Origin of the sequence: Pseudomonas fluorescens (assembly GCF_900215245.1) — a bacterium.
In the GTDB taxonomy this organism is placed as follows: domain Bacteria; phylum Pseudomonadota; class Gammaproteobacteria; order Pseudomonadales; family Pseudomonadaceae; genus Aquipseudomonas; species Aquipseudomonas fluorescens.
The window spans coordinates 5,610,718-5,636,985 of the sequence record NZ_LT907842.1 but is presented as its reverse complement, the minus strand read 5'-3'; the positions used below and the strand labels follow the sequence as shown (position 1 = coordinate 5,636,985).

The following is a 26,268-nucleotide window of genomic DNA, read 5'->3' as shown; positions in this document are numbered from 1 at the left end:
ATCAGTCAATCAGTGCCAGCAGGTCCGTATCACCAACATCCACACCCGCCTGGGTCAGCAGCGTTGTTGCCTGGCCCCGGTGGTGCGTCTGGTGATTGAAAAAATGCACGAGCAAGCTGAAGAACGGTTTGTCCGCCGGCATACCGCGCATGTTGTGGTAGTGCAGGCGATGATCCAGCTCAGGCTCGCGAAGGCTGTGTGCCCAATCAATGATCAGTTGGTCCAGCCAGGCGCGACGGTCCGACAGTTCGCCCAACGTGCCGAAGGCGACCTGCTTCAAATCCCCAGGCATGGCCACGCTACTGAGCGGCGCCAACGCCGCAAAGCCTGCCGGGTGCTGGGCAAACCGCTTGAGCCATACCGTATCGCCTAATGCGAGGTGATTCAGCGTGCCCAGGATCGAACCGAAAAATGCGTGCCGGTCCACCGCCAACTGCGCGTCGGTCAGTGTGCTCGCGGCGTCATACAGCTTGCGGTTCATCCACTGGTTGTAGGTGGCCATCAACGCAATGTGCTCGGTGCGGTTCACGTGTGTGCTCTCTTGGCGGGATCACGCCATGATAAAGCGTGCCCGCCGGGCGGTCATGGTGTTCCTGCGGGAGCGGTCTATGGTTGATGAACGCTACTACTATGCTCCGGGAGAGCAACACGATGAACACCAGCGATCTACTCGAACAACTGCTCCGCGCCGGGCAGTCAGGCGGCACCTCCTCAGGCGGCCTGGGCGGTCTGCTGGGTGGTTTATTGAAAGGTAACAACACCGGCAATGCCCCGGCCAGCGGTGGTCTGGGGGGCTTGCTCGGCGGGCTTGGCGGTTTGTTGGGCGGTGCCCCCGCCAGCGGCACGACGCAAGCGCGTGGCGGCGGGATGAACTATGCAGCGCTGGCATCGTTGGGAATGGCGGCTTTTCAGGCATACCAGGCGTGGCAGCGCCAACAGGCAAGCGCTCCGCAGCAAGCCTTCCAGACGGTCGACCAACTGCAAGGCCCGGAAGCCGAGGCCCACAGCCATGCGCTGTTACGTGCGCTGATCGCTGCCGCCAAGGCGGACGGCGAGATCGACGATCAGGAACAACAGATGATTTCCGCCGAGATCGGCCGCCATACCGACGACCCGCAGTTGCAACAGTGGCTCGACGCCGAAGTCGCCAAACCCCTGAGTGCAGCCGATTTTGCCGAGTATGCCCACGACCCGGCGCTGGCGTCGGAGATCTACCTGGCCAGCGTGATGCTGGTCAATGATCAGCAGGCTGCGGAGCGCGCCTACCTGGACGAACTGGCGGGGCAGTTGCAACTTGACCCACAGTTGCAACTGCACCTGGAGCAGCAGGCCAACCCTTAGAAGCGCATGGTCGCGCCTGTGGTCAACCACTGGTTGCGGTCCCCGCTGAGGCTTTGCCCGACGACCACATCCACGTCGACCATTTTGCCAACATGGAAGCGCGGCCCGGCCTGCCAGGCCTGGTCGCCGCCTTCCTGGCCATAGCGCTCACCAATCAGCGTCAGCGCATCCGCCAGCTCATACTCGAAGCCGGTGCCCCACGTCAGCCGATGGTGTTGCTCGCCGCCGTTGTAGGCATGTGTCCAGCCACCGTTGAGGTTCAGGCGCAGCGCTGATACGGGTTGCCAGGTCAACGGCACATTCAAGTCCGCACCGTCGAACGCATGGTGGCGGTCCAGCGCAAAATGGCTGGTGGCCGACACGGCTACCTGCAGCCCCAACGCATCTTGAGACCACACCTGCGCCTTCACTTGCGGGCTGGCCTGGGTCTCGGCATCGCCTGCGTTGCTGGCGCGCGACAGTGCGGCGCTCCATTGCACATAGGGGAGTGCGCTGAACGTGCAGGCCGGGTTCAGGGTTTGGCCATGGTTGTTGCCCTGGTGGCGATCGGCGGTGTACCAGGCGTCAACATTGCATTCGCCCGGCGCGTTCACCGCGCCGTCGTCGACCACATAGGCGCCGCCGGCCGCCTGGGCTTTGGAGAACAACGCGGCGAGCAAAACCAGGCCCAGGGTTGTGCCGATGAAGATCAGGTTACGTTGCAGTGCGCGGCGCTTGGCCGGTGGCAACAGCAGCAGGGTATGGCGGGCTCCGCGGTAATGACGCGCGCGATATTTGGCAAACCCGTCCGAGTGTTGAGGGGTATGTTTTTTGTGCATGATGCACCTCGCTTGAATTCAGCTTTCTACGGTCAGCACCGAAATGCCGCTGGATTTGGCCTGGCAGACCAACTCCGAAGTGTCGTCACCACCCGGTAGGGCGATGATCACGTCGGGCCGGCTGTCGGCGAGCATGAAATGGTTGCGCTGGCGTTCCGCCTGCTTGCCATGGCGTTGCCAATTGGGCGGGTAGCGCACCACGTCGATGCCGAGTTCCCGCGCCCATTCCTCGATGTCGCTGCCCAGGAATTGGTTGCCGCCGTGAATCAATACCTGCACGGGGCGCAGGCGGTGGTAAGCGTCCAGCACTTGGCGGGACTTTTTGGTGTCGGCGTAATGACGACCTGCACAGATCAAGACGCGCATCGTGAGTGTCCTTGTGTTGCACGGTGGCGGCCGGGCGACCGCCACCGTTTAAACGGCGGGGGTGATCAGTACCACTGCTTGAAGCGGCGGATGTAGATCGTCTTCATCAGTTGGGCGACGCAGCAGTAGGCGAACAGCGTGCCGACCAGCCATGGGAAGTACGCCAGCGGCAGCGGCTCCAGGCCCACCAGGGTGCCCAGGGGCGAGAACGGCACATAGATCCCCAGGCAAATGACGATGGCGGTCATCATCAACACCGGCCACGCGGCGGTGCTCTGGAAGAACGGGATCTTGCGGGTCCGCAGCATGTGCACGACCAGGGTTTGTGACAGCAGCCCCTCGATAAACCAACCGGACTGGAACAGGGTCTGCATTTCCACGCTGTTGGCGGAGAACACGTACCACATCAGCGCAAAGGTGGTGATGTCGAAGATCGACGAGGTCGGCCCGATCCAGATCATGAAACGGCCGATGTTTTTCGCATCCCACTTACGCGGTTTGGCCAGGTATTCCTTGTCCATCTTGTCCCACGGCAAGGCCAGCTGGGAGATGTCGTACATCAGGTTTTGCAGCAGCAGATGGATCGCCAGCATCGGCATGAACGGGATAAACGCACTGGCGACCAGCACCGAGAACACGTTGCCGAAGTTCGAGCTGGCCGTCATGTTCAGGTACTTCATGATATTGCCGAAGGTTTCGCGGCCCTTGAGCACGCCTTCTTCCAGCACCATCAGGCTCTTTTCCAAGAGGATGATGTCGGCCGATTCCTTGGCGATATCCGTGCCGCTGTCCACCGAAATGCCCACATCGGCATCGCGCAGCGCCGGTGCATCGTTAATGCCGTCGCCGAGGAAACCCACGGTGTGGCCGTTGGCTTGCAACGCTTTGAGTACCCGGGATTTCTGCAGTGGCGTGAGCTTGGCAAACACCGTGCGTTCTTCCACGCGGCGCAACAGGGTTGCGTCATCCATCGCTTCGATTTCTACGCCCAGCAGCGGCTGGCCGGGCTCAAGGCCGACTTGGCGGCAGATCTTGCTGGTGACCACCGCGTTGTCGCCGGTCAGCACCTTCACCGCTACGCCGATTTGTTGCAGCGCGGCAATCGCCGGGCCTGCGGTTTCTTTGGGTGGATCAAGGAACGTCAGGAAGCCCTGGATCACCAGGTTGCGCTCATCGGTCGTGGTGTACTGCTGGCGAGCCAATGCTTTCGGGATGTTGCGGGTGGCGACGACCAGCACACGGAAGCCATCTTCGTTGTAGTCGTTCGCCAGCGTCAGCAACGCTTCACGGCGGCGCTCATCCAGCGGTACGGCATCGCCACCTTCCATGACGTGTGTGGAAATGCTCAGCATCTCTTCCACCGCGCCCTTGCACACCAGCAACTGGTCGCCGGCGGCATCCTTGACCACGATCGACAGGCGACGGCGTACAAAGTCGAACGGCAGTTCATCGACTTTGCTGTAGGCAAACGGCACCTGGAACTTCGGGTTCTGTGCCGAGAACTGCACCACGGCCTGATCCATCAGGTTTTTCATGCCGCTCTGGTGAAAGCTGTTCAGCCAGGCCAGGGACAGCACCGCATCATCACGTTGGCCAAAGGCGTTGACGTGATGCTCAAGGATGATTTTGTCCTGGGTCAGGGTGCCGGTCTTGTCGGTGCACAGCACGTCCATTGAGCCGAAGTTCTGAATCGCGTTGAGGCGCTTGACCACGACTTTGCGCTTGGCCATGGCGTTGGCGCCTTTGGCCAGGTTGGCGCTGACGATCATCGGCAGCATTTCAGGTGTCAGGCCAACGGCGACCGCCAGTGCAAACAAGAACGCATCGCCCCAGTCGCCTTTGGAGAAACCGTTGAGGAAAAACACGATCGGCACCATCACCAGCATGAAACGGATCAGCAGCCAGCTGACGCTGTTTACCCCACGATCAAACGCGGTTTGCACCCGTGAGCCGACGATCGCTTTGGCCAGGGAGCCAAAGTAGGTGCGTGGCCCGGTGGCGACCACCACGGCCTTGGCGCGGCCACTGACGACGTTGGTGCCCATGAAGCAGATGTTCGGCAGGTCCAGCAGGTTGCCTTGGTCGGCGGCTGCCGGTATTGCGGATTTCTGCGTGACGTCGCCGAGGGTGTCGTACTTCTCGACCGGCAACGCTTCGCCGGTCAGCACGGCCTGGCTGATAAACAGGTCGCGGGACTCGATCAGGCGGATGTCGGCCGGGATCATGTCGCCGGCGGAAAGCTGCACGATGTCGCCCGCTACCAGGTCGCGCATCGGTACTTCACGCAGGGTCGGCTGGGCACCGACCTGCTCACGACGCAGCACCGTGGCCGTGGTGCGCACCATGGCTTTGAGGGCTTCGGCGGATTTGGCCGAGCGGTGCTCCTGCCAGAAACGCAGCAGGCTGCTGAGCAAGACCATGGTCATGATGATGATGACTTTGGTCAGGTCGACTTCTTCACCGGCCTGCAGCGGCAACCAGTAGTCGGTGACAAAGCTGATGCCGCCCAAGGTCAGCAGGACGTAGATGAACGGGTTGTTCAGTGCCTGCAGGAATTGGACGATGGCGTGAGGCGGCTTGTCATGGGCCACTTCGTTGTAGCCTTCGCGTTGCAGACGCGCCGAGGCGTCCAGTTCGGTTAAACCATCCTGGGTGGCGCGCACATTGGCAAGGGTGGCCGACAGGCCGTTCTGGGCTTCACGGGCGGCACGCATCGACAGTTTGGTGTCGGAGGCGGTGCCATTTTTCTTGTGCAGAGGCGTGTTTTTTACGGCGCTCATTGTCTGTACTCCTGTCGCCAATTCTCGACAAAACATACCCGGTACTTACCTGAATACAGGCGAGCGAAAGCATGCCGAGCCGCGGACTTCGCGATCGGTTTAAATAGGGTGACTACTTAACTTCTAGTGTGCCCGCCACACGCGCGTTAATTAACTAACGCGCAGCGGGCTACTACTGGACGTGTTCATAAAGAACTCCAGAACATCAATTGGGAAGTTACTGTTTCCAGCCGGCTTAAGCGGCGCGAGTGCTCACGTAAAGTCCGAGCATCAGGCCGGCGTGTGCCAGTCTGGAAACCATCGGTCTCTGTGGGTCTTGAGGGTCGGCGTGATCCCATTGCTGCAGCAATTGGCCGCTGGCAGGGCAGACACGCCAGTGCGCCAGCGGAGGAGCCGGGCGCACTTGGGGAGAGGGTGCAGCAAAGGTTGAGCGGGTCGGCGAAAAACCGACGGGCTCGCGGCACAGCTTGGCGCGCAAGGCTGCGGCCAGTGTACGCACATCAGGTAAAGCAATGAGTTGGAAGGTCATAACACACCTCGGGACCGGACGGGCGACCGGTGAGGCAGTTACGGTGGAGCATCAAGCTCTAGCGCAGCTTACCGGACCTGGAAGGCGAGTCCTGTCATATTCTGGGTTTGGCGCCCGATGCCCGCTGATGCGGTGCTCGGACAGCGACTAGATACTGTGTCCATTGGCTTCTTTTGTGAGGTTTAAAAAAGGCCCCAGTTGTGGGCAGGGGCAATCTACTCAGACGGTTACAAAATGTCAACGCATGATTAATTAAATTATCCGGTGTTCAGAGTTCATTCAGTTAAGCCGCACCTTGAAGTTACAACCTATATAACTTTCATAGTCCGTGTGCCGCCAGAGCGGCCAGATAGATCAATACCAAACCACATGCGCCATAACTGATGCGCTGCCAGAGCGGTGATGCGTTCTGGCGTAACAAATTGACCAGCGCGGCAATCAGAAAACATGACAGCACCGACGCCAACATGAAGCCGGCAAAAAACATCAGGGTTTGCCCGTGGCTGGGCGTGGTGCCGACGATGCCGGACAAGGCGCTGCCCAGTGCGCCCCAGTAAATAATGTTCTTCGGGTTAGCCAGGGAAATGGCCGCACCCACTGCCAGTGCGTTGCGCCCGGAACTGGCCGGTGCGTGGCTGGGTGCGGGCAAATGCCAGGCATCGATCAGGCTGCGCACGCCCAGCCAGGCCAGGTACAGCGCGCACACGATGGTCAGTGGCACGCGCACCGCGTCATGTTGAATCAGCAGGGCGATGCCGGTGAGGCCAATCACCGCCCACACCGCGTCGCCCACCAGTGAGCCGATCTGCACCAGCAGGGCCGGTATGAAGCCGTGGAGCAAGCCACGGCGCAATGTCTCAGCCAGCACCGCGCCCGGCGAAAGGCAAAACACAAAGCCGAATACCAGCGCGTAAAAAAAGATCGTCAACATGCCCGCGTTCCTTCAAAAGAGGCGAGCAGTGTGGTGATGGTCGGGCAGGGCGTCTTGAACCAGATTGCGCTGTTCAGCGTTTCAACACGCTTTGATAGCGGCCAGGGGTGATGCCATAGGCGGCGCGGAAGTGTCGATTCAGGTGGCTCTGGTCGGCAAAGCCCAGGCCATGGGCGACATCACTGGCCGAGACACCGTTGCGCAACAGTCCTTTGGCGCGGCACGTTCGCAGTTGCATGGCCCACTGCCTGGGGCTAAGCCCGGTTTCTTTCTGAAAGGCACGCAACAGATGGAATTTCGACAGCCCCAATTCATTGCCCAGCTCGTCCAGGGGCAGTGATTGCTGCAGTTGCGCGGCGAGCAATTCCTGCGCGCGACCGATCATGCGGTTGCCGGTGCGGGGGCTGCCGGGCAGGCGTACGCCGCTGACGCCGACCACGTCTCCCAAGTGTAAAACCAGGGCTTCCTCATGGGCTTCGCGGACCCATGCATCGTCGCTCAAGGCGCCTTTCACGGCCGCCGCCACGCGTTGCGCCAAGTCAGGTTGAAAGCAGAGCGAGCGATCAAACTCCAGGTGCGACAGCCCCAGGTCAGTTGCCAGTTGGTCGGCAGTCACGTACAGGCTGACAAAATGCCAGGGCGCTCCCTCAGCCGCGCCGCCGCCCTGGATCTGACCCGGGTTGTACAAAGTGATGGTGCCCGGCCCAGCCTCGAACTCGCGGCGATCGAGCCAGACCTTTTCCTCACCGATGAGGTTGACGCCGATCACGCATTCATCATGGCTGTGACGGGCAAAGGTCAGGCCAGTGCAGGTGGTGCTGCTGACTTCGTAGTTGCCCAGCCAGGCGTGTTGAATAGCGCTCATCATTCCGCTCGCAAAGAGGTTGGCTCGAGCATACGCTGGCGGGGCCGATCAAATCGACCGTTGGTTGACGCGCTGCGACAGTTCGTCAGCGCTTTCCTTACGCTCCGAGTAACGGTCTACCAGGTCCGGGCGATCGCGCAGTAACAGCGTGAACTTCACCAGCTCTTCCATCACATCGACGACGCGGTCGTAAAGCGCCGAGGGTTTCATGCGGTCCTGGTCGTCAAACTCCATGAATGCTTTGGGCACCGAGGATTGATTGGGAATAGTGAACATGCGCATCCAACGCCCCAGCACACGCAGTTGATTGACGGTGTTGAAGGATTGCGAGCCGCCTGACACTTGCATCACCGCCAAGGTCTTGCCCTGGGTCGGCCGTACGGCACCCAACGCCAGCGGCACCCAGTCAAGTTGTGCCTTGAACACTGCCGACATCGAGCCATGACGCTCGGGGGAGCACCAGACCTGGCCTTCGGACCATTGCATCAGGTCCAACAGCTCCTGGACTTTGGGATGGTCGTTAGGGGCATCATCCGGCAGAGGCAGCCCCGACGGGTTGAAAATCCGTGTGTCGGCACCGAAGTGGCTTAACAGACGGGCAGCTTCCTCCACCAGCAAACGGCTGAACGAACGCGGCCGGGTAGAGCCGTAAAGCAGCAGGATGCGCGGCGGGTGAGTCGGCCCGGTATGCAGGGGTGTTGACAAGCGTGTGTCGAGGTTAGGCAGCGTCGTCATCAGGTTCTCCGCCTACAACCGCGCGATGCGGTCGAGCTCAGCCTTCAGTTCCACCGGACCCAGGCGGGCAAACGGCAGCGCGAAAAACGCCTGGCAGCGGGTGGCGATGATGTCCATCGTTGCGCTGAACGCAGCGTTGAGACGTTGATCATCGCCCTCAACATCGGACGGGTCTTCCAAGCCCCAGTGCGCCTTCAGTGCCGGCCCGAAATACACCGGGCATGCCTCTCCGGCAGCCTTGTCGCAGACGGTAATGACCACGTCCGGCGGGCTGCCTTCAAAGGCATCGTTGCCCTTGCTGTACAACCCTTCGGTGCTGATGCCCGCCGCCTGCAATACGCTCAGGCTGCGCGGCAGGACCTGGCCTTTGGGGAAACTGCCGGAGCTGATCGCCTCGAAGCCGGGTGGCGCCAAGTGATTGAATACCGCTTCGGAGAGAATGCTGCGACAACTGTTCGCAGTACACATGAACAGGACTTTCATTTCGGTATCTCCTTCAGATACTCAGGCGCAAAGCGAGGGCGGCGAGGGTGATCAACAGCACCGGCAAGGTCAGCACAATGCCGACCTTGAAGTAATAACCCCAGGTGATGGTGATGCCTTTGCGCGCCAGGATATGCAGCCACAGCAAGGTGGCCAGGCTGCCGATGGGGGTGATTTTCGGGCCCAGGTCACTGCCGATTACGTTGGCGTAGATCATCGCGTCCTTGATCACGCCGACCGCATGGCTGGACTCGATGGACAGCGCGCCGATCAATACCGTGGGCAGGTTGTTCATCGCCGATGACAACAGCGCCGTCAGCACACCGGTGCCCATGGCCGCGCCCCACACGCCGTAAGTGGCGAAGGTGTCGAGCCAGGTCGCCAGGTAGGTGGTCAGGCCGGCGTTGCGCAGGCCGTAGACCACCAGGTACATGCCCAGCGAAAACACCACGATCTGCCACGGCGCGTCTTTGAGCACTTTGCGCGTGGAAATCTTGTGGCCTTTGGCGGCGATGACCAGCAGTAATACGGCGCACACGGCGGAAATCGCACTGATGGGAATGCCCAGCGGTTCCAGGGCGAAACAGCCGATCAGCAAAATACCCAGTACCCACCAGCCGGCGCGAAAGGTCGCGCGGTCGTGGATGGCACTGGCCGGTTCTTCGAGGTCGGCCGGGTCGTAGACCTGAGGAATGTCGCGGCGGAAAAACCACAGCAGCACCGCCAGGGTGGCAGCCACACTGACGAGGTTCACCGGCACCATGACGGCGGCATATTCATTGAAACCGATCTTGAAGTAATCGGCCGAAACGATGTTCACCAGGTTTGATACCACCAACGGCAAGCTCGCCGTGTCGGCGATAAACCCGGCGCCCATGACGAATGCGAGGGTCGCCGCCGGGGAAAAGCGCAGCGCCAGCAGCATCGACATCACGATGGGGGTCAGGATCAGCGCCGCGCCGTCGTTGGCAAAGAGTGCCGAGACCAGTGCGCCGAGCAGCACCATGTAGGCGAACAGCCGTCGACCACGCCCACGGCCCCAACGCGCCACATGCAGCGCGGTCCAGGCAAAAAAACCGGCCTCATCGAGTAACAGGCTGATGATGATCAGCGCAACAAACGTGCCGGTGGCGTTCCAGATGATGTGCCACACCACCGGAATGTCAGCCAGGCTGATGACCCCACAGGCCAGGGCCAGGACTGCCCCCATTGTTGCACTCCAACCCACCCCAAGGCCCTTGGGCTGCCAGATGACCAGTACGATGGTGAAGATAAAAATCGCAATTGCGACAAGCATGAGTAAACGCTCCGATGGCTCAGCAGCAACTGCTGGCCCGTTGTGGTCTGTCGCCCATTGCATCAAGACGCAGCGCGTCGTTTTGCAACCATGGCTGGTTGGCTTGCAAAGTAGTCTCCAGCACCTGTGTCACCCAGGCGGGCAGTGCTGGATTAATGCGGTAATAGACCCATTGGCCCTGGCGACGGTCCTGCAACAACCCACAACTGCGCAGTTGCGCCAGGTGGCGGGAGATTTTTGGTTGACTGTCGTCCAGAGCATGGATCAGTTCGCACACGCAAAGTTCGCCCTCGCGCAGGATCAATAACGTCAAGCGTGCGCGGGTAGCATCGGCCAGGCATTTGAACAGGGTGGGCGGGGAGAGGAGGTCAGACATGCTCATGGTCTCCATGCATATGTTTATTTGAATATACGGATGTCCATATATGTAGGTCAAATCCTGAATTCGTTTGACGTGGATCAAACGCCGCCAAATCAACCACAAGTGACTGAAATTAAACTGAAACACGAATGTCCTAAAGTGCCTGCCCATTGCTGATGAAGGAAGAACCCGCGTGACCCGTGCCACTCGCAACCTGCGCAAGACCCTCGACGCCGTCGCGGATAACAACGAAACCGCCGCGTTTGACCTGATGCGCGCCGTTGAAAAGCTCGGTGATGAAGTGCTGCGCCAACGGTTGCTCAATACCATTCACCGGCTTAATCAGGATGCCCATGAGCTGCGCGAAGCGCGCGACTCGGTTGAACAGGTCCTGGTAAGGCTCGCCTGAGCACGATCGTTCAAGACAGGCCGCGCATGACGCTGGCATGCTTGTCGACTGTCTGTCGATGAGCCGTCTCCATGCCTACAGCCTTACCTCACTACGCGTTCGGACGCGGCGCCATTGCCGTTATTCCGCTCTCCCTGGCCTGTGCGCCTTGGGGGCTGCTGGCCGGCTCGATGGCCATTGATGCGCAATTTACCCCGCTGCAGGCCCAGGGCTTGTCCGCCATTGTGTTCGCCGGTGCGGCCCAGTTGGTGGCTATCGGTATGGTCAAGGGTGGCGCCAGCCTGATTTCGATTGTGCTGACCACCTTGCTGCTGACTTCCCAGCACTTGCTCTACGGCATGCATATGCGCCCGACACTCTCATCGCTCAATACCCGCTGGCGCATGAGCCTGGGATTTCTGCTGACCGATGAGTTCTTCGCCCTGGTCAACCACTATGACCGTGAGACCTTCAACCGCTGGTATGCCCTGGGCGTCGGCCTGACGTTCTATATCATCTGGAACCTCTTCACCCTGGCCGGCATCGTGCTTGGCAAAAGCATTCCCGGCCTTGATCAATTGGGGCTGGAGTTTTCCATCGCCGCGACGTTTATCGCGTTAATCACCCCCGTCGTGCGCGACGTGCCTACCGTGGTGTGCGTCGCAGTGTCCTTGCTGTGCTCGGTATGGCTGAGTTACCTGCACTGGGAATCGGCGGTGGTGGTGTCCGGTGTGCTGGGGATGAGCGCAGGGTTTGCCTGCAAACGACTGGGAGTCGGGCTGAAATGATCTACATCATGATCGTGGCCATGGGCCTGGCGGTGTTTCTCAACCGTTACCTGTTTATCGAGCCACGCCTGCCGGTGCGCCTCAACCGCGGTGCGCGCGAGTTTCTCGGGTTTGCAGTGCCGGGCATGCTCACGGCGATTTGCGGGCCGATTATTTTCCTCGCGGATCACACGCTCAACCTGAGCCCGGCCAACCCTTACCTGCTGGCCGGTATTTGCGCCGTGGCATTGATGTACTGGACGCGCAGCGTCCTGATCACCGTGCTGCTCAGCATGGCGTTGTTCTATCTGTTTCGCTGGTGGCGCTGAATCAGCAGCAAAAAAAAGCCCGCGGGAGAGCGGGCAGAAGGGAGATTTCTTAAAAATGAGCCTGCTGACTATAGGCAGTGTGCGCTCCCTTCACAGTGAAACTAAATTCATTCGGCGGCCGGTACCGGCTTCTTCCTGGCCTTGGCTTCGGCCGCCAGGCATTCCAGGGCGAACTGCTCGGTGTAGGTCATCTGGATCGGCGTGCTCTCACCCTTGACGGTACGCTCGCCATCGAGAATGTAGCGAATGCGCTTGTCCGTGACACCGATACGCTTGGCGATCCACGCAGGTGTCTGGCCGATGCGACTGACCAGCTTGTCGGCGTAGTCGGTGGAAGGGTTGTAGCGCTCGGCGTTGGGGGTCATCGGGTTTCCAGGTAGAAGCGAGGTTGCAAGTCGGCGACAGGGTGACTGAATAATCCTTGGGTGTCGCTGGCTAATGGTAGAGTCGCATTTTTTACAAGGAGGCGATGGCATGCACAAGCTGGTAATTGGCGCATTGGTAGTGGCGGCACTGTCCGGTTGCGCGGGCTCGAAGATGAAAGACGCGCGCGCAGGTCAGCCCTACAAGACCCTGGCGTCGGACAAGGCCACGCTGGTGGTTGCCCAATGTATTCAGTTCGGCTGGCAGGACGAAGCGGTATTCGGCGTGGACGCCGGGGGCTTCAAGGAGCCGCTTGAGGCGGGTGGGTTTACCGTCTACACCACCGGCGGCGATTACTTTGTCGACGTGCGCGTCGCTGGCGCAGGCTCCAGCGTGAAGTACTACGCGGCCGAGGACACGATGCCGGCTAAACGCCGTTTGGCGGCACTCGCGACCTGTCTGTAATCCTTTGCCTTAGTGATATTCGGAAATGCCCGGCGCTACAACTGGCGGGCATTGGCTTATCATTCTTTCCGCTCGCTCGACGTGATAGCTCTTTACCAGCACACGGATGTCGAGGCCGAAACGTCGGGCGAGCCTCCTGTCTTCCTAGCGTGGCATGTAGCCCAGGTGCCAGCGCCTGGGAATCTTCAGTGACACCAACCCCAGCAACGCGGCCAATGCGCCACTGACCAGCAGCGCCTTGAGGCCAAGCTGATGCTCCAGCACCGCGCCGATCACCGCCCCCACAAACATCCCGGCCCACGGCACCAGTTGCACCCGCCAGCCGTTGCGGCGCTCGCCGAGCATCCAGCGCCCCAGCCCGCGGCCAAAGCGGGACAGCGCGCCCGTCACATACGTCAGGCCCACCGGCAAGCCGTTGACCTCTTCCACTGCGGCGTTGAGCATGCCCATGGCCGTAATCGCCGCCAGCAACGCTGGCAAGTCATTGTCGTAGGGCCACACGGCTGCGCCACACAACAAGGTGGCGATGCACATCAGCAACGGCAGTGCATGCCGCCGACTGAGCCGGCTGACCACCACGCCCAAGGCGTTGCCGACCACAAACACCAGCACCAGCAACAGCAAGCGCCCGGTCAGGCCGAGGTCACCTGCGCTGATAGCCACTGCCAGGCGCGTGGTGTTACCACTCATGAACGAGACAAAATCACCGCTGGCCATGAAGCCAATCGCATCGGTCATGCCCGCCAGCACGGAAAGGCTGGCCACCAGCATCATGCCGACGCGCCCGCGCCAGCGTTGGCGATGGGCGAGTGCGGCACTGGCGTAAAGTCGTTGGGACGAAGGCAGCATGGGGCCGGGCTCCTCGGTGAGATTATTCGGCCACCACCGTAGTGCGCTTTGATTGCGCATGCAATGACCTCAGACATACTCCAGGTGCCATCCCGCTGGTTGCCAGATCAAGTGATGGGTCGGCCGAATCGCCTGCACAAACGCTTCGTCGTGGGACACCGCGACTATTGCGCCGCTAAACCCTTGCAGCGCCTGTTCAAACGCCAGCACCGACTCCAGGTCCAGGTGGTTGGTCGGCTCGTCCAGTAGCAGCAGTTGCGCCGGTACTTCACGCCACAAGGCAATCGCCATCGCGGCCTTCAAACGCTCGCCACCACTTAATCGGCCTACGGGTTGAGTGACGCGCAACGCATCCAGTTGCAGCAGAGCCAGGCGTGTGCGCAACTGCGCTTCGGCCAGCGGCGTGTCGAGCAGGTTGAGTTGCTCTACGAGGGAGCGTTGGTCGTCCAGCAGCGCGAGCTGTTGATCGATATACGCGCAGGGCACGTGCACCGCACAGTCGCCGCTGACAGGCTGCGATTGGCCCGCCAGCAGTTTGAGCAGTGTGGATTTGCCGCAACCATTGGGGCCGCGCACGGCCACGCGTACCGGGCCCGACAGGTCAAGCGTGACGTAGGCAGACGGCTGCCGTGGGTCGAGCCATGGCAGTTGGGCGTTCTCCACTGTCAGTACGTGTCGGCCGTTGGGCAGTGCCGAGCCAGGCAGCGCAAGCAGGGTAGGTGTTTCATCGACAACACGTTCGTAGGCGTCGCGCACGTGCCCATCAAGCTCGTTTTTATACGCATGATGTGCGCTGCGTACCGTGCTGACGATTTCCTTGGCGGCGCCTTTCCAGCGGGCTTTGGTAAACCGCGAGACATTGGCGGTCTCGGCGTGTTTGCGCGCGCGGGCAGCACTGCGTTGCAGGCTGTCGTGATCCTTTTGCAGGCGCTTGCGTTCGCGGCTGCGCGCCAGGCGCGCGTGCTCAACTGCCGCAACCGCAGCCTGGTGTTCGCTGTCGCGTTGCCGGCGATAGGCATCATAGTTGCCGCCGTACACCCGTGCGCCGAGGGGCGAAAGCTCGACGATGCGCGCCAGGGTGTTGAGCAACTGCCGATCATGGCTGACCACCACCAGGCCACCACGCCAATCGGCGAGGCGGTTCAGCAGCCAGTCGCGGCCGGCGCTGTCGAGGTGGTTAGTGGGCTCATCCAGCACCAGCAGATCCGGCGCCGCCAGCAGCGCACCAATCACGGCGACCCGGGCCTGTTGGCCGCCACTCAATTGATCGGCCGGGGCATCAAAACCGAGGGCTTGCAAACCGGCGGCATCAAGGGCGGCGCGCAGACGTTCGGCAAGGTCCCAGCGATCGTCGATCACTTCGAGGTCATTGGCCTGGGGCATGCCCCTGGCCATGCGCGCAAGCGCGGCCAGGGCCTCGGCCGTACGGGTGAAACCGGCGATGCTTGCGCCCGTTTCAATCTCCGGGGATTGCGCCACGTACGCCACGCGGGCCTTACGGTCGAGGGTGCCGGAGGAGGGCGTCAGCGCCCCGGCGATCAACTTCGCCAAGACACTTTTGCCGCGACCATTGCGGCCGACAATCCCGGTGGGCGTGTGATCAATCGACAGGTTCAAATCTTCCAGCAGGGTTTCGCCATTGGCGAACTGGAAGCTCACGTGTTGCAGGGATACGAGTACGGGCAGCCGTTTGACGTCAGTCATCAGCACCTCCAAAAAAATGTCGAACAGGCCAACAAGCGCACCGGGCGGCTCATGGCAGCTACATTTTGGAAGGCTTAGTTGTTCACGTCGGCGGTCATCCCGTGAGTCAGAAGGGACGCCAAGGCTACCCCACCTTGGCGTTTTTCGGCAAGTCAGCGGCCAGTTGTTCGAGGAACATCGCCAAGGCAACTTCTTCGGCTTTCAAGCCGGTGCGCTTGCGCGGTTTTGGCAAGCTGGACAGTTCGCCCAGGCTGAAATGCTCGAGCACCGCCGGGTGGATATAGCACTTGCGACACACGGCCGGGGTGTTGCCCAGTTGCTTGGCGACATCCTTGACCATCGCCACCACATGCCGCTTGGCGTCCGATTCCGGTTGCCACGCCAATTCCCGCAGCACCGCGAGTGCCATCGCGGTGCCGGCCCAGGTGCGATAGTCCTTGGCGGTAAAGTCGGCGCCGGTCAGGCTGTGCAAATACGCATTCACGTCGTGGGAGCTGACCGTGTGGCGCTCGCCGGCTTCGTCCAGGTACTGAAACAGGTTCTGCCCCGGCAATTCCAGGCAGCGCTTGACCACCGTGGCCAGGCGTCGGTCCTTGACGCTGATCTGATGCTCGACGCCGCTCTTGCCGCGAAACTGGAACTGGATTTCGCTGCCCTTGACGTCCACATGGCGGTTGCGCAGGGTGGTCAGCCCATAGGATTTGTTGTCGCGGGCGTACTGGGTGTTGCCGACACGGATCAGCGTCGCATCCAGCAGCATCACCACCGTGGCAAGGACTTTCTCGCGCGTGAAGCCTGGGGCGGCAATTTGCGCCTCCAGTTGCTTGCGCAGTTTGGGTAGGGCATTGCCGAATTCCTGCAGCCGCGAATATTTGTCGGTGTCGCGCACCTCTCGCCAGCGCGTGTGGTAGCGGTACTGTTTACGACCGCGCGCATCGCGGCCGGTCGCTTGCAGATGGCCACGCGGGTCGGCGCAGATCCACACGTCGGTGTAGGCCGGCGGCACGGCCAGGGCATTCAGGCGTTTGATTTCCTCGGCATCGGTGATGCGTTGGCCTTTGGCGTCGACATACTGGAACTTGCCGCGCAGCTTTTTACGGCGAATGCCGGGCTGCGTGTCGTCAACGTAATGCAGGTCGCGGGGCAGCTCGGCAATCGGGGCGGAGTCGGGCATCGTGCAAATTCCTTGGCAACGGATCAGGCCGGTATGACTGATTGACCGCAGGGTTTTGCGCGCGTGCAAAAAAGTTATGCGAGTACCGCCACCGCCTTGATTTGCGCCCACAGTGTCTGGCCGGGATGCACTTGCAACTGGTCGCGGGAGAAGCGCGTAATGCGCGCCAACAGCGGCGTACCCGCAGCATCCAGGCGCACCAGCACATGGGCGCTGTTATCCGCCGACATCTCCTCAGTGACCGTCACCGGCAGGCGGTTGAGGATGCTGCTGTGCTCTTGCGCCTGCAGGCTCAGGCTGACGTCGCGCGCTTGCACTTTGATTCGCAGCTGTTTGCCCAACGCCAGAGGTGTATGGGCCACGCGCATGCACAACGCACTGTGGGGCAATTGCAGGGTAAGTAATTGATAGTGCGCGTCATAGGCGCTGACGCTGCCATTGATGACCACGCCGGCGTCATCGCCCAGGGCCAGGGGCAAATCCAGGCGCGCCAGGGTCTCGCCGATGGGGCCGCTTGCCAGGGCCTTGCCGTCGCTGAGCAACACAATGTGATCGGCCAGCCGTGCCACTTCGTCCTGGGCATGGCTGACGTACAGCAGGGGGATTTCCAGTTCGTCGTGCAGGCGTTCGAGGTACGGCAGGATCTCGCTTTTGCGTTGGCTGTCCAGCGCCGCCAGCGGTTCATCCATCAACAACAACTGGGGGCTGGTGAGCAATGCGCGGGCGATGCCGATGCGCTGGCGCTCGCCGCCGGACAAATGCTGCGGGTGGCGCTTGAGCAGGTGGCCAATGCCCAGCAGCTCGGTCGCGTGAGCCATGTCCACACGGCGCAGCTTGCGTGGGATGCGCTTGAAGCCGAACTCCAGATTGGCCCGTACCGACAGATGGGGAAACAGGCTGGCTTCCTGGAACACATAGCCCAAGGCACGTTTGTGCGGCGGCACGAACAGCCCCAGGCGACTGTCTTGCCAGACCTCGCCGTTGACCTGGACCCGCGCGTCTTCAGCGCGCTCCAGCCCGGCGATACAGCGCAGGCATGTGGTTTTGCCCGAGCCGGAATGCCCGTACAGCGCGGTGACGCCGCGGCCGGGCACATGCAGGTCGACATCCAGCGCAAAGCCGGAATAGTGCAGGTTCAGGCGTACATCAATCATCGATCAGCTCCAGCCCATCTTGGTTTTACGGCTGGAATAGAGCGCCAGCAACACAACGAAAGCGAAGACCACCATGGCGCCCGCCAGCCAATGGGCCTGGGCATATTCCATGGCTTCGACGTGGTCGTAGATCTGCACCGAGACCACGCGTGTTTTATCCGGGATGTTGCCGCCGATCATCAGCACCACACCGAACTCGCCGACGGTGTGCGCGAAACCGAGAATCGACGCGGTGATAAACCCGGGGCGCGCGAGGGGCAGGATCACCGTGAAAAACGTATCCCAAGGATTGGCGCGTAGCGTTGCGGCCACTTCCAATGGGCGAGTGCCGATGGCAGAAAAGGCGTTTTGCAACGGTTGCACCACAAACGGCATGGAATAGATCACCGAGCCAATCACCAGCCCGGCAAAACTGAAGGTCAGGGTGCCCAGGCCCAGCCACTGTGTGAACTGGCCGAAGTAACCATGGGGGCCCATGGTCAAGAGCAGGTAGAAACCGATCACCGTCGGTGGCAACACCAACGGTAACGCGACAATCGCACCGATGGGACCGCGCCACCGCGAACCGGTGCGCGCCAGCCACAGCGCAATCGGAGTGCCGATGACCAGCAGGATCACGGTGGTCAGTGACGCCAGTTTGATGGTCAACCAGATTGCGGAAAAATCGGCACTCGACAGCGGCATTTTAGTTGGCCAACTCGTAACCGTAGGCCTTGATGACCGCTGCGGCTTTCGGACCCTTGAGGTACTCGACCAGGGCCTTGGCGGCGGCGCTGTCTTTGCCTTTGGCGAGGATCACGGCGTCCTGTTTGATTGGGTCATGCAGGGCCGCCGGGACGATCCAGGCCGAGCCGCTGCTGAGTTTGCCGTCTTTGTAGATTTGCGACAGGGCAACAAAGCCCAACTCAGCATTGCCGGTGGACACGAATTGATAGGCCTGGGTGATGTTCTGGCCTTCTACGAGCTTGTCCTTGACCTGGTCGGTCAAGCCTTCTTTAGCCAGTACTTGAGTGGCGGCCAGGCCGTATGGAGCGGCTTTCGGGTTGGCGATGGAGAGGTGCTTGAAGGCATTCTTTTTCAGCACGTCGCCTTTGGCATCCACATAACCTTCTTTGGCCGACCACAGCGCCAGGGTGCCGACCGCGTAGGTGAAGCGCGAGCCTTTGAGCGTGTCGCCCTCGGTTTCGAGTTTTTGCGGGGTGGTGTCGTCAGCGCTGAGGAACACGTCGAACGGCGCGCCGTTCTTGATCTGCGTATAGAACTGACCGGTGGCGCCGTAAGCTGCGACGAGTTTGTGGCCGGTGTCTTTTTCGAAGTCGGCGGCGATCGCCTGGATCGGCGCGGTGAAGTTGGCGGCGACGGCGACCTGCACTTCATCGGCTTGGGCCGAGCCGCAGGCAAGGGCGGCAATAACGGTTACCAGGGCAGTGGGGGCCAAGCGTGAGGCGCGGATCATCATGAAGCAGCTCCTTTGGGCGGTGTACGGCTTGTTATAGGGGGAAGACTCTACCGCTATGTACGGGAATATATAGCGGTTGGCCATTGCCGGTACAGTGCAAAGTTGCCCCACAGGTCAGTCGCGCGTGAGCTTGGCGAGGGTCTGCTCCGCCAACTGCCGCGTCAGGTCATAAGTGGAGAGATCTTTACCCAGGCGCAGTGCCTGGCCTGACCACAGGTTGCTGAAACCCGCTTCATCCTTGGCCTTGAGCGGCATCAAGGCGCCGCCGGAGGTCGGGAAGGCAGGCGCGGCCGGGTTGATCGCGCCGAGTTCACGCATCACGCGGTTGACGATCCCGCGTGCCGGGCGGCCGGTGAACAGGTTGGTCAGCGCCGTTTCGCTGGCCTGGGCATGACGCAGTGCAAAGTGGTGGGAGGCGGTTACGTTGGCTTCAGGCGTGAACAGGTAGGCGGTGCCGATCTGGACGGCTGACGCGCCCAGGGCGAATGCCGCGACAATCCCGCGCGCATCACCCATTCCGCCAGCGGCAATCACCGGCACGCTCACTGCGTCGACAATTTGCGGCACCAGTGCCATCAGCCCGATCTGGGTATTGAGGTCGTCGCTGAGAAACAACCCACGATGCCCGCCAGCCTCTAGCCCCATCGCAATAATTGCATCGCAGCCATGCTGTTCCAGCCAGATGGCTTCTTCTACGGTAGTGGCCGATGACAGCACCTTGGCCCCAGTGGCTTTTACCCGGTCGAGCAAGGCTTTTTCGGGCAGGCCAAAGTGAAAACTCACCACCTCGGGACGAAATTCCTCGACCACTTTGCAGGTGGCCTCGCTGAACGGCTCGCGGTTGGAGAGGGGGGTTGGCGCATCAAAATCGGCGCCGAGTTCGCGGTAATAAGGTTCCAGCAACGCCTTCCAGTGGCGGTCACGCACCGCATCCGCAGCGGGCGGTTGATGGCAGAAGAAATTCACGTTAATCGGGCGCGAGCTTGCCTGGCGAACGGTGCTCAAGGCTTCACGCAGTTGCTCGAGACTCAGCGCGGCCGCCGGCACAGAGCCCAGCCCGCCTGCGTGATTGGCCGCGATGACCATAGCGGTGGTGGTCGCACCCGCCATTGGGGCCTGGATAATCGGCACTTCAATGCCCAGCAGGTCGAGGATTCGGGTGTCTGGCCAGGTGCTCATGGGATGCGTCTCCAGCAGTCGTCGGTCTTTTCGCTGTTTTAGCAGGGCCCTTGGCACCCGGCCAGTCTGTTTTATTCACTGGACGAAGCCGAGATTTCGTGTAGCGACTTCAGTCAATCGCCTCGCCCAGCACCGCATGAATGCGCTCAGCGATAAGCACTGCGTGGGTTTCCAGGGCGAAGTGGCCGGTGTCGAGCAGCTCGACCACGGCATTCGCGTTATCCCTTTTGTAGGCATGGGCGCCGGGCGGGATGAAGAACGGATCGTGCTGGCCCCAGATCACCAGGGTGGGCACCTGGCTGGCTTTGAAGAACGCTTGGAACGCCGGATAGAGCGTGAGGTTGTTGCGGTAATCGAGGAACAGGTCCAGCTGAATCTCGGCATTGCCGGGGCGCTGCATCAACAGCGCATCCAGCATGTAGGACTCGGGCGCAACCCGTTGCGGTTCACTCACGCCGTGCAAGTACTGGTAGCGCGTGCCGTCCAGGCTGATCACCGCTGTGCGGATCACGTCTCGGTTGGCCTGGCTCGGCTCGGCCCAATAGGCGCGGATCGGTGCCCAGGCATCGCCCAAGCCTTCCAGGTAAGCGTTGCCGTTTTGCGAGATCAGCGCACTGACCCGTTCTGGGTGCGCCACGGCCAGCCGCAGGCCTACCGGTGCGCCGTAATCGAACACGTACAGCGCGTAGCGGGACAGCTTCAGCGCATCGACGAAATGCCCGACAGTCACCGCCAGGTTATCGAAGCTGTAGTGGTAAGCGCGCTCGGCAGGTATTTCGTTGAAGCCGAAGCCCGGCAAGTCGGGCGCGATAACCCTGAAGCGTGTGGCGAGCAGCGGGATCAGGTCGCGGTACATGTGCGAGGAGCTGGGAAAGCCGTGCAGCAGCAATATCACCGGTGCGGCCGGGTCGCCGGCTTCACGGTAGAACATGCGCACACCATCGGCATCGACGTGATGGTAGCGAACGACAGGGGCTTGGATCGACATGGCAGGCATACCTTAGGTAACTTGTTTAGTGGTTATTACGGGTTACCATTTAAACGCTGCGCTGAATTATGTAACCTGTCAAATTAATATTTCAGGTTAGCTGTTTGTCGAATGTAACTACCCATGCGCAAAAATAGTGGTTACGATTGCGCGATGAACACGAGGACGAATCATGGCCATCCCTACGCCCCCAGCGGCACCCTTGGAACCCTATGTGCTTGCCGATGACCCGGTGTTGGACATGCTCAATACCCTGGCGAATATCGATGGCATGCCGTGGGATTTCTGGCAGACCGACGCTGACGTCCAGCGTTGGTTAGTGCGTTTGGAGTGGGTTCAGCCAGCGGCCATGCCTGCGTTTGAAGAGGGCGCCTTGCTCGCCGCCGCACGTGAGTTGCGCGAGGTGGTCCGTGACCTCGTCGCGACGCGCAAGCTCGGTCAGGTCGGCAATCCCACGGCGCTCAACAGTTTTTTGCGCAAGGCAGTCAGCCATCCACAGCTGGTCTGGCCGGCGTCCGGGGCGCCGCTGTTGGAGCGTCAACGCAAATCGCAGACGGCAGAGCAATTTTTGTCGCCGATTGCCGAAGCTGCAGCTAATTTATTGGTGGCCGGCGATTTCAATTTGATCCGGCGGTGCGAGCATCCGGAATGCGTGCTGTGGTTTTATGATCGGACCAAGGCCCATAAGCGTCGCTGGTGCAGCATGGCCTTGTGCGGTAACCGGCATAAAGTCGCCGAATTCCGTAAACGTCAATTGCAGCGTTGAAAGGAGAGGGCTTTGCCAGCAATCAAGGAACAGGTCGTGGCAGCAACCAGGGTCTCGGGCTTGCAAGTGCGGACCCGCAATGCCGATGAAATGCTGCCCGCGAGCGCGAAAATCGGCCCGCTGTGGCAACGGTTTTTTGAGCAGGGGCTTTACCAGGCAATTCCGGGCAAGCACCCCGACTCGCCGGTGTACGGGGTGTACAGCGGCTATGAGTCGGATGCGAGTGGTTTTTTTGATGTGATGGCGGGTGTTGCCTCCACCGCAGCGGCGCAAGGCTTTGAAAGCCTGGTGATCGAGCCGGGCCGGTATTTGGTGTTTGAGGCGCGCGGGCCAATGCCGGACGCAATCATTGCCACCTGGCAACAGGTCTGGGCTTATTTCGAAAAACCGGGTGTCGAGTCGCGGGCGTTTGTCACTGACTTCGAGGTCTATCAGGCAGACGAAGTGGCGCGAATTTATATCGGCATCCGCTAGGCCATTACTGGCGTTCGCGCTCCAGCAGCTGCCGCTTGCGTTCTACGCCCCAGCGGTAGCCCGACAACTCGCCGTCGCTGCGCACCACGCGATGGCAGGGGATCGCCACCGCCAGGCAGTTGGCGCCACAGGCCTGGGCCACGGCGCGAAAGGATTTGGGGGCGCCGATACGCTCGGCAATCTGCGCATAACTGGCGGTGCTGCCCAGCGGAATATCGCGCAGCGCCCGCCATACTCGCTCCTGAAAGGCGGTACCGCGTAAGTCCAGCGGCAAATCCAACCCCAGCGCAGGCGCTTCGATAAAGCCCACGACCTGGGCAATCAGCTGTTCGAAGTGGCGGTCCGCGCCCACCAATTGTGCCTGCGCAAATTGATCCTGCAGGTCTCGCACCAGTTTGTCCGGGTCATCCCCCAGCAAAATCGCACACACGCCGCGTTGGCTCTGTGCCACCAGAATCGCGCCCAGTGAACATTGTCCGACGGCAAAGCGAATCTCACTGTTAGTGCCGCCGGCCCGGTAGTCCGTCGGCGTCATGCCCAGTAATTGATCGGCGGACTCGTAGAAGCGGCTGTTGGAGTTGAAGCCTGCGTCATACAGCGCGTCAGTGACCGAGTGCTCGTTCAAGAGGCCGTCGCGTATTTTGCGCGCGCGCAGGGCGCTGGCGTATCCCTTGGGGGTGAGGCCGGTGATGGCTTTGAATACGCGGTGGAAATGAAAGGCGCTCAGCCCGGCCAGACGGGCGACTTCATCCAGGCTGGGCGGCGTTTCGGCCTGTTCTATGTACCGGCACGCCGTCGCCACCAAGTGCGCATGGTGCGCAGCCAGTTGGGTCTGGTCACCGGCGGCGCGCTTGCTCGGGCGATAACCGGCAGCCTCGGCTTGCTCGGGGGTGTCGAAGAATTCGATGTTTTGCGGGCGTGGCAAACGCGAGGCGCTGCTGGGGCGGCAATACACGCCTGTGGTTTTTACGCCGTAGACAAACAGCGTGTCTGCCTTGGCATCGCGGGCGATGATGGCGGCCCAGCGTGGGTCATGTTCGTTGTTCATGGCCTGCACTCTTGACGGATCACGGGCAGATTAGCCGCTGCGGGGATACTCGGCACTCCGAAGCTTGCGGTCAAATCAGCCGGCGGTACGAAAGGTCAGGTTGATGCGTTGTGGGCCCATGATCGGGTGCACGCCGTCCTTGATCGGCATCACCCCATGAAAACGCAAGCGATCAACGCCGCCCCAGACCACGATATCACCGTGGAACAAGGCGATCTTCTGGGGCTTGCTGCTGCGCTCAGCGCCGCCGAACAGGAAAATCGCCGGCAGGCCCAGCGACACAGAAACCACCGGGGCGTCGTAGTTGCGCTCGTTTTTATCCTGATGCAGGGACATCTTGGCCCCAGGCACATAGCGGTTGATCAGGCAGGCATCCGGGGAAAACGCGCTGAAGCCGGCCTCGGCTGCCGCACGTGTGGCGAGTTGGCGCAGCGCGCTGGGCATGGCTGGCCAGGGGTGTTGGCTGCGCGGGTCGAGGGGGCTGTAGCGATAGCCGGACGTGTCGGTGGTCCAGCCCAGTGCGCCGCAACTGCTCAGCGCCGCTGACATGGTAAAGCCGCCGGGCGTGACCATTTTCCGAAACGGCGCTTGGGCCAGCACCTGGCGAAGCTCAGGCAGCAGGCGCTCAATCCAGGGCAGGGCATAGCCCCTCAGTACGTAGGACTCTTCGCCAATCTGTTCGCGCCGCGCAGGTTGCTGCAACGCATCCTCGGCGAACAGGTCGGCAGTCGGCCCAGGCATGGCTTACAGCGCCTTACTCACGTTGATGTCAGTGATTTCGTCACTGGCATCGTGGATTTTCGCCAGGGCTTGCTTGGCCTCTTCGACACTGTTGGTGTGCAATTGCGCGAACTCAAAGCGACGTTCGCCGTTGAGCTTGTACTTGATGACGTATTTGGTCGTGGTGGTCACAGCTTGTTTCCTGTCGAGGGTTCGGCTCAGCTCAGTTTGGTGCTGGTGCGACGAACGATGCGGATCTTGTGGGACAACGCGGGTTTACGGGTAACGCTGATGGCGCGACGTGTTACCACGTCCAGGGTGATGTTCCAGAAACCGGTGCTGGGCGCGGTAATTTTCGCCGGGAATTTGTCGAACGCACCGCCGTGGTAGGTGTGGCGGCCGCCGTTCTTGAAGCTGCGAAAATTGGCATCGCTCATCAGGCGAATATTGCAGGTCTGCGAGCATTCGATGACAACGATGTCGCCCTCGTTGAGGTGCTCGCGCTGGTGGATGAATTTCATGGGGTGTCTCCAGAAGGGCTTTTTCTGAAAAATCAGAATGATACGTAGGTTAAGATAGAGTTTATCAGCCCCAGCGCGTTTATTATCGGGTCGTCGTCGACGACTTCGACAATTTAAAACAGTTATTTACCGAGTTTTCAGAGATAAATCCTACATTGGCGGGAGAAATTTACTCTCTAAGCTGTCGTAGGGTCTTTATCGGAGGTTTTAGTATGAAGTGGAGTGTGTTGGTTCTGGCCTTGGCGATAGGTGGATGTGCTTCGGTTGCAGATATCAAGCAGACCCCGCCAACGTTGGTGGTGATTTCCGGGAAAAAACCGCCGGAATATGCCGCCTGTGTGGTGCGCAAGCTGGCCGACACCCGTCGCCCGCCGCAGATCGAGCCCCATAAGGATGGTATACAGGTGATTGTGCCGCAGAAATTCTCGGCCGACCCTTCGGCAATCTTCGAGATTGAAGATCGCTCCAGCGGCAGCAGCATCAAGCTCTACGAGAGCATGTCCAATGTCCCGATCCGCCCGGGTGATATCAAGAAAGCCGCTGAGGCGTGTATTTCCGGCTGAGCCTCAGGCTCACCCACGCCGTTGAATCCGATAAAAAAGCCTGACGCTGCGATAGTGGCATCAGGTTTTTTTTGGCGTTGATGTCAGGTGTCGTCGACAAAGGATCATTACCCTGGGGTTTGCAGATCCGTTAAACTGTTGGTTATCCAATCCAAAAAAATACCGCGCAAGCCTTGAGAATGCGCGGCATTTGTCTTTTCTGGAAATCGTCATGAAACGTGAACACGTCACAGCCCGCCATGCCGAGGGCGAAATCTCGGCCACCCATGTCATCCAGAATCCTGCCGACCTGGGCGAGTGGATCGTGTTCTTCAAGAAAAGCGGCGGTCGTAGTTATTTCTTGGTGGATGAGCACGATGAAGTCGAATCATTTGCGCGCCTGGATGACCTGATAGAAATCCTGCGCGGCCTTGGCATCAAGTTCGCAGAAATTCACCTGTAGCCCTCAGGCTTACTTGCAAACGACAACCACGCTGCGGCTCTTGAAGTTACCCACGTCTTTGCCAAGGGTCTTGTCGCTTTCCTTCAACGCAGGCGTGCCTTCGGTGCCGACGATGCGGTAGCCGGTGCCGGCGCAGGAAGCATCGGCTTTTTCGTAGCAACTGGCCCACGAGTTGGCCTCGCCCGAGCAGTCGATGGTCAGGCCTTGCTCGCCATTTTTCAGGTAAGTATCGGAAGTGGTGGTGCAGCCGGCCATCAGCGCCAGTAGTGCAGGCAGTGCCAGAATCTTGTTCATAGTGGAATCGTCGTCGAGGGTGTTGGAGGGGCGCTGACACTGTCGTGGGGCGTTTGCGCAAGATTATAGCGAACTGCCACCTAGGTACAGCCAATCACAAAAAAGCCCCGATCAT

Annotated in this window: 34 protein-coding genes; 9 read left to right on the top strand and 25 right to left on the bottom strand. The window is 60.7% G+C overall.

All coding sequences use genetic code 11. The features are described from left to right. Position 1: 1 nt before the first annotated feature. Positions 2–529: a DinB family protein gene (locus tag CPH89_RS26010; protein ID WP_053255930.1), complete on the bottom strand. Its 528-nt coding sequence runs from the start codon at positions 527–529 to the stop codon at positions 2–4. 122 nt (positions 530–651) lie between these two features. On the opposite strand from CPH89_RS26010, the gene CPH89_RS26005 reads away from it, so the two are divergent. Further along, positions 652–1,341 (top strand): DUF533 domain-containing protein, encoded by a 690-nt coding sequence (locus CPH89_RS26005; protein WP_053255931.1) that lies wholly within the window; start codon positions 652–654, stop codon positions 1,339–1,341. Here CPH89_RS26005 and CPH89_RS26000 read toward each other — a convergent pair. The 10 genes from CPH89_RS26000 to CPH89_RS25955 all read right to left on the bottom strand — a co-directional run bounded on the left by CPH89_RS26000 (position 1,338) and on the right by CPH89_RS25955 (position 10,521). Beyond that, entirely contained in the window at positions 1,338–2,159 is an 822-nt protein-coding gene (locus tag CPH89_RS26000) for a PA4824 family protein (RefSeq protein WP_053255932.1), read from the bottom strand. The genes CPH89_RS26005 and CPH89_RS26000 overlap by 4 nt on opposite strands. Positions 2,160–2,177: 18 nt before the next feature. Beyond that, entirely contained in the window at positions 2,178–2,525 is a 348-nt protein-coding gene (locus tag CPH89_RS25995; protein ID WP_053255933.1) for a DUF2493 domain-containing protein, read from the bottom strand. A gap of 65 nt (positions 2,526–2,590) precedes the next feature. Continuing rightward, on the bottom strand, positions 2,591–5,305 hold the full coding sequence (mgtA, locus tag CPH89_RS25990; protein ID WP_053255934.1) for a magnesium-translocating P-type ATPase: 2,715 nt from the start codon (positions 5,303–5,305) through the stop codon (positions 2,591–2,593). A 235-nt stretch (positions 5,306–5,540) separates the two neighbouring features. Then, positions 5,541–5,834, bottom strand: a complete 294-nt coding sequence (locus CPH89_RS25985) for a hypothetical protein (protein WP_081006358.1) — start codon at positions 5,832–5,834, stop codon at positions 5,541–5,543. Between the two features lie 319 nt (positions 5,835–6,153). Beyond that, complete coding sequence (locus CPH89_RS25980; protein ID WP_053255935.1) at positions 6,154–6,765, bottom strand: LysE family transporter; 612 nt, start codon at positions 6,763–6,765, stop codon at positions 6,154–6,156. Between the two features lie 73 nt (positions 6,766–6,838). Further along, positions 6,839–7,630 (bottom strand): AraC family transcriptional regulator, encoded by a 792-nt coding sequence (locus tag CPH89_RS25975; protein WP_053256503.1) that lies wholly within the window; start codon positions 7,628–7,630, stop codon positions 6,839–6,841. 48 nt (positions 7,631–7,678) lie between these two features. After that, the gene (gene arsH, locus CPH89_RS25970) at positions 7,679–8,368 is read right to left on the bottom strand and encodes an arsenical resistance protein ArsH (protein WP_371850835.1); all 690 of its coding nucleotides are present in this window, start codon (positions 8,366–8,368) and stop codon (positions 7,679–7,681) included. Positions 8,369–8,377: 9 nt separating this feature from the next. Beyond that, positions 8,378–8,848 carry an arsenate reductase ArsC gene (locus CPH89_RS25965; protein WP_053255937.1) on the bottom strand — a complete coding sequence of 157 codons (471 nt, stop codon included), beginning with the start codon at positions 8,846–8,848 and terminating at the stop codon, positions 8,378–8,380. A 13-nt stretch (positions 8,849–8,861) separates the two neighbouring features. Further along, positions 8,862–10,145, bottom strand: a complete 1,284-nt coding sequence (locus CPH89_RS25960) for an arsenic transporter (RefSeq protein ID WP_053255938.1) — start codon at positions 10,143–10,145, stop codon at positions 8,862–8,864. 19 nt (positions 10,146–10,164) lie between these two features. Beyond that, on the bottom strand, positions 10,165–10,521 hold the full coding sequence (locus CPH89_RS25955; protein ID WP_053255939.1) for a metalloregulator ArsR/SmtB family transcription factor: 357 nt from the start codon (positions 10,519–10,521) through the stop codon (positions 10,165–10,167). Between the two features lie 178 nt (positions 10,522–10,699). Here CPH89_RS25955 and CPH89_RS25950 point away from each other — a divergent pair, with 178 nt between their 5' ends. The 3 genes from CPH89_RS25950 (at position 10,700) to CPH89_RS25940 (ending at position 11,990) form a co-directional block, all read left to right on the top strand. After that, entirely contained in the window at positions 10,700–10,915 is a 216-nt protein-coding gene (locus CPH89_RS25950) for a hypothetical protein (RefSeq protein ID WP_053255940.1), read from the top strand. 71 nt (positions 10,916–10,986) lie between these two features. After that, positions 10,987–11,682 carry an AzlC family ABC transporter permease gene (locus tag CPH89_RS25945; protein WP_053255941.1) on the top strand — a complete coding sequence of 232 codons (696 nt, stop codon included), beginning with the start codon at positions 10,987–10,989 and terminating at the stop codon, positions 11,680–11,682. Further along, positions 11,679–11,990, top strand: a complete 312-nt coding sequence (locus CPH89_RS25940) for an AzlD domain-containing protein (RefSeq protein ID WP_053255942.1) — start codon at positions 11,679–11,681, stop codon at positions 11,988–11,990. The genes CPH89_RS25945 and CPH89_RS25940 overlap by 4 nt, the downstream gene beginning before the upstream one ends. 107 nt (positions 11,991–12,097) lie before the next feature. Here the strand turns inward: CPH89_RS25940 and CPH89_RS25935 are convergent, their stop codons facing one another. Further along, positions 12,098–12,355, bottom strand: a complete 258-nt coding sequence (locus CPH89_RS25935) for a hypothetical protein (protein ID WP_053255943.1) — start codon at positions 12,353–12,355, stop codon at positions 12,098–12,100. A gap of 109 nt (positions 12,356–12,464) precedes the next feature. Here CPH89_RS25935 and CPH89_RS25930 point away from each other — a divergent pair, with 109 nt between their 5' ends. Continuing rightward, positions 12,465–12,818 carry a hypothetical protein gene (locus CPH89_RS25930; RefSeq protein ID WP_053255944.1) on the top strand — a complete coding sequence of 118 codons (354 nt, stop codon included), beginning with the start codon at positions 12,465–12,467 and terminating at the stop codon, positions 12,816–12,818. A gap of 144 nt (positions 12,819–12,962) precedes the next feature. Here CPH89_RS25930 and CPH89_RS25925 read toward each other — a convergent pair whose 3' ends face one another. The 8 genes from CPH89_RS25925 to CPH89_RS25890 all read right to left on the bottom strand — a co-directional run bounded on the left by CPH89_RS25925 (position 12,963) and on the right by CPH89_RS25890 (position 21,325). Beyond that, the gene (locus tag CPH89_RS25925; RefSeq protein ID WP_053255945.1) at positions 12,963–13,667 is read right to left on the bottom strand and encodes a YoaK family protein; all 705 of its coding nucleotides are present in this window, start codon (positions 13,665–13,667) and stop codon (positions 12,963–12,965) included. Between the two features lie 69 nt (positions 13,668–13,736). Beyond that, positions 13,737–15,371: an ABC-F family ATP-binding cassette domain-containing protein gene (locus tag CPH89_RS25920; protein WP_053255946.1), complete on the bottom strand. Its 1,635-nt coding sequence runs from the start codon at positions 15,369–15,371 to the stop codon at positions 13,737–13,739. 124 nt (positions 15,372–15,495) lie between these two features. Then, the gene (locus CPH89_RS25915) at positions 15,496–16,545 is read right to left on the bottom strand and encodes a DNA topoisomerase IB (RefSeq protein ID WP_053255947.1); all 1,050 of its coding nucleotides are present in this window, start codon (positions 16,543–16,545) and stop codon (positions 15,496–15,498) included. Between the two features lie 74 nt (positions 16,546–16,619). Continuing rightward, a complete protein-coding gene (gene modC / locus CPH89_RS25910; RefSeq protein WP_053255948.1) occupies positions 16,620–17,699 on the bottom strand; it encodes a molybdenum ABC transporter ATP-binding protein in 1,080 nt (359 codons plus the stop codon). Between the two features lie 3 nt (positions 17,700–17,702). Next, positions 17,703–18,383 carry a molybdate ABC transporter permease subunit gene (gene modB / locus CPH89_RS25905; protein WP_053255949.1) on the bottom strand — a complete coding sequence of 227 codons (681 nt, stop codon included), beginning with the start codon at positions 18,381–18,383 and terminating at the stop codon, positions 17,703–17,705. Between the two features lies 1 nt (position 18,384). After that, positions 18,385–19,158, bottom strand: coding sequence for a molybdate ABC transporter substrate-binding protein (gene modA / locus CPH89_RS25900; protein WP_053255950.1), 774 nt, complete (start codon positions 19,156–19,158; stop codon positions 18,385–18,387). A gap of 114 nt (positions 19,159–19,272) precedes the next feature. Then, a complete protein-coding gene (locus CPH89_RS25895; RefSeq protein ID WP_053255951.1) occupies positions 19,273–20,337 on the bottom strand; it encodes an NAD(P)H-dependent flavin oxidoreductase in 1,065 nt (354 codons plus the stop codon). 109 nt (positions 20,338–20,446) lie between these two features. Then, complete coding sequence (locus CPH89_RS25890; RefSeq protein ID WP_096236874.1) at positions 20,447–21,325, bottom strand: alpha/beta fold hydrolase; 879 nt, start codon at positions 21,323–21,325, stop codon at positions 20,447–20,449. A 172-nt stretch (positions 21,326–21,497) separates the two neighbouring features. Here CPH89_RS25890 and CPH89_RS25885 point away from each other — a divergent pair, with 172 nt between their 5' ends. Both CPH89_RS25885 and CPH89_RS25880 read left to right on the top strand, forming a co-directional pair. Beyond that, complete coding sequence (locus CPH89_RS25885) at positions 21,498–22,091, top strand: CGNR zinc finger domain-containing protein (RefSeq protein ID WP_053255953.1); 594 nt, start codon at positions 21,498–21,500, stop codon at positions 22,089–22,091. 12 nt (positions 22,092–22,103) lie between these two features. Continuing rightward, positions 22,104–22,565, top strand: coding sequence for a GyrI-like domain-containing protein (locus tag CPH89_RS25880; protein WP_053255954.1), 462 nt, complete (start codon positions 22,104–22,106; stop codon positions 22,563–22,565). A gap of 4 nt (positions 22,566–22,569) precedes the next feature. Here CPH89_RS25880 and ada read toward each other — a convergent pair whose 3' ends face one another. From ada to CPH89_RS25860, 4 genes are all read right to left on the bottom strand, one after another. Further along, complete coding sequence (ada, locus tag CPH89_RS25875) at positions 22,570–23,613, bottom strand: bifunctional DNA-binding transcriptional regulator/O6-methylguanine-DNA methyltransferase Ada (protein WP_053255955.1); 1,044 nt, start codon at positions 23,611–23,613, stop codon at positions 22,570–22,572. A 75-nt stretch (positions 23,614–23,688) separates the two neighbouring features. Next, a complete protein-coding gene (alkB, locus tag CPH89_RS25870) occupies positions 23,689–24,354 on the bottom strand; it encodes a DNA oxidative demethylase AlkB (RefSeq protein ID WP_053255956.1) in 666 nt (221 codons plus the stop codon). A gap of 3 nt (positions 24,355–24,357) precedes the next feature. Next, positions 24,358–24,525, bottom strand: a complete 168-nt coding sequence (locus CPH89_RS30465) for a hypothetical protein (RefSeq protein WP_096236871.1) — start codon at positions 24,523–24,525, stop codon at positions 24,358–24,360. A 26-nt stretch (positions 24,526–24,551) separates the two neighbouring features. Next, positions 24,552–24,854, bottom strand: a complete 303-nt coding sequence (locus tag CPH89_RS25860) for a DUF1883 domain-containing protein (RefSeq protein ID WP_003173824.1) — start codon at positions 24,852–24,854, stop codon at positions 24,552–24,554. A gap of 212 nt (positions 24,855–25,066) precedes the next feature. On the opposite strand from CPH89_RS25860, the gene CPH89_RS25855 reads away from it, so the two are divergent. Together CPH89_RS25855 and CPH89_RS25850 are read left to right on the top strand one after the other, a co-directional pair. After that, positions 25,067–25,417 carry a hypothetical protein gene (locus CPH89_RS25855; RefSeq protein ID WP_053255957.1) on the top strand — a complete coding sequence of 117 codons (351 nt, stop codon included), beginning with the start codon at positions 25,067–25,069 and terminating at the stop codon, positions 25,415–25,417. A 211-nt stretch (positions 25,418–25,628) separates the two neighbouring features. Next, the gene (locus CPH89_RS25850) at positions 25,629–25,859 is read left to right on the top strand and encodes a hypothetical protein (RefSeq protein ID WP_053255958.1); all 231 of its coding nucleotides are present in this window, start codon (positions 25,629–25,631) and stop codon (positions 25,857–25,859) included. A gap of 9 nt (positions 25,860–25,868) precedes the next feature. On the opposite strand, the gene CPH89_RS25845 is transcribed toward CPH89_RS25850, so the two are convergent. Then, complete coding sequence (locus CPH89_RS25845; RefSeq protein ID WP_053255959.1) at positions 25,869–26,153, bottom strand: hypothetical protein; 285 nt, start codon at positions 26,151–26,153, stop codon at positions 25,869–25,871. Positions 26,154–26,268: the final 115 nt, after the last annotated feature.

Coding starts and splice junctions, on each gene's coding strand:
- alkB (WP_053255956.1), bottom strand. CDS start 24,354: ATGCCTGGGCCGACTGCCGACCTGTTCGCCGAGGATGCGTTGCAGCAA.
- CPH89_RS25945 (WP_053255941.1), top strand. CDS start 10,987: ATGCCTACAGCCTTACCTCACTACGCGTTCGGACGCGGCGCCATTGCC.
- CPH89_RS25960 (WP_053255938.1), bottom strand. CDS start 10,145: ATGCTTGTCGCAATTGCGATTTTTATCTTCACCATCGTACTGGTCATC.
- CPH89_RS25860 (WP_003173824.1), bottom strand. CDS start 24,854: ATGAAATTCATCCACCAGCGCGAGCACCTCAACGAGGGCGACATCGTT.
- CPH89_RS25930 (WP_053255944.1), top strand. CDS start 12,465: ATGCACAAGCTGGTAATTGGCGCATTGGTAGTGGCGGCACTGTCCGGT.
- CPH89_RS25985 (WP_081006358.1), bottom strand. CDS start 5,834: ATGACCTTCCAACTCATTGCTTTACCTGATGTGCGTACACTGGCCGCA.
- mgtA (WP_053255934.1), bottom strand. CDS start 5,305: ATGAGCGCCGTAAAAAACACGCCTCTGCACAAGAAAAATGGCACCGCC.
- CPH89_RS25920 (WP_053255946.1), bottom strand. CDS start 15,371: ATGACTGACGTCAAACGGCTGCCCGTACTCGTATCCCTGCAACACGTG.
- CPH89_RS25980 (WP_053255935.1), bottom strand. CDS start 6,765: ATGTTGACGATCTTTTTTTACGCGCTGGTATTCGGCTTTGTGTTTTGC.
- CPH89_RS25915 (WP_053255947.1), bottom strand. CDS start 16,545: ATGCCCGACTCCGCCCCGATTGCCGAGCTGCCCCGCGACCTGCATTAC.
- CPH89_RS25885 (WP_053255953.1), top strand. CDS start 21,498: ATGGCCATCCCTACGCCCCCAGCGGCACCCTTGGAACCCTATGTGCTT.
- CPH89_RS25895 (WP_053255951.1), bottom strand. CDS start 20,337: ATGAGCACCTGGCCAGACACCCGAATCCTCGACCTGCTGGGCATTGAA.
- CPH89_RS26000 (WP_053255932.1), bottom strand. CDS start 2,159: ATGCACAAAAAACATACCCCTCAACACTCGGACGGGTTTGCCAAATAT.
- CPH89_RS25955 (WP_053255939.1), bottom strand. CDS start 10,521: ATGTCTGACCTCCTCTCCCCGCCCACCCTGTTCAAATGCCTGGCCGAT.
- CPH89_RS25925 (WP_053255945.1), bottom strand. CDS start 13,667: ATGCTGCCTTCGTCCCAACGACTTTACGCCAGTGCCGCACTCGCCCAT.
- CPH89_RS25995 (WP_053255933.1), bottom strand. CDS start 2,525: ATGCGCGTCTTGATCTGTGCAGGTCGTCATTACGCCGACACCAAAAAG.
- CPH89_RS25855 (WP_053255957.1), top strand. CDS start 25,067: ATGAAGTGGAGTGTGTTGGTTCTGGCCTTGGCGATAGGTGGATGTGCT.
- CPH89_RS25975 (WP_053256503.1), bottom strand. CDS start 7,630: ATGAGCGCTATTCAACACGCCTGGCTGGGCAACTACGAAGTCAGCAGC.
- modA (WP_053255950.1), bottom strand. CDS start 19,158: ATGATGATCCGCGCCTCACGCTTGGCCCCCACTGCCCTGGTAACCGTT.
- CPH89_RS25845 (WP_053255959.1), bottom strand. CDS start 26,153: ATGAACAAGATTCTGGCACTGCCTGCACTACTGGCGCTGATGGCCGGC.
- CPH89_RS25965 (WP_053255937.1), bottom strand. CDS start 8,848: ATGAAAGTCCTGTTCATGTGTACTGCGAACAGTTGTCGCAGCATTCTC.
- modB (WP_053255949.1), bottom strand. CDS start 18,383: ATGCCGCTGTCGAGTGCCGATTTTTCCGCAATCTGGTTGACCATCAAA.
- ada (WP_053255955.1), bottom strand. CDS start 23,613: ATGAACAACGAACATGACCCACGCTGGGCCGCCATCATCGCCCGCGAT.
- CPH89_RS25940 (WP_053255942.1), top strand. CDS start 11,679: ATGATCTACATCATGATCGTGGCCATGGGCCTGGCGGTGTTTCTCAAC.
- CPH89_RS26005 (WP_053255931.1), top strand. CDS start 652: ATGAACACCAGCGATCTACTCGAACAACTGCTCCGCGCCGGGCAGTCA.
- modC (WP_053255948.1), bottom strand. CDS start 17,699: ATGATTGATGTACGCCTGAACCTGCACTATTCCGGCTTTGCGCTGGAT.
- CPH89_RS25890 (WP_096236874.1), bottom strand. CDS start 21,325: ATGTCGATCCAAGCCCCTGTCGTTCGCTACCATCACGTCGATGCCGAT.
- CPH89_RS25935 (WP_053255943.1), bottom strand. CDS start 12,355: ATGACCCCCAACGCCGAGCGCTACAACCCTTCCACCGACTACGCCGAC.
- CPH89_RS25850 (WP_053255958.1), top strand. CDS start 25,629: ATGAAACGTGAACACGTCACAGCCCGCCATGCCGAGGGCGAAATCTCG.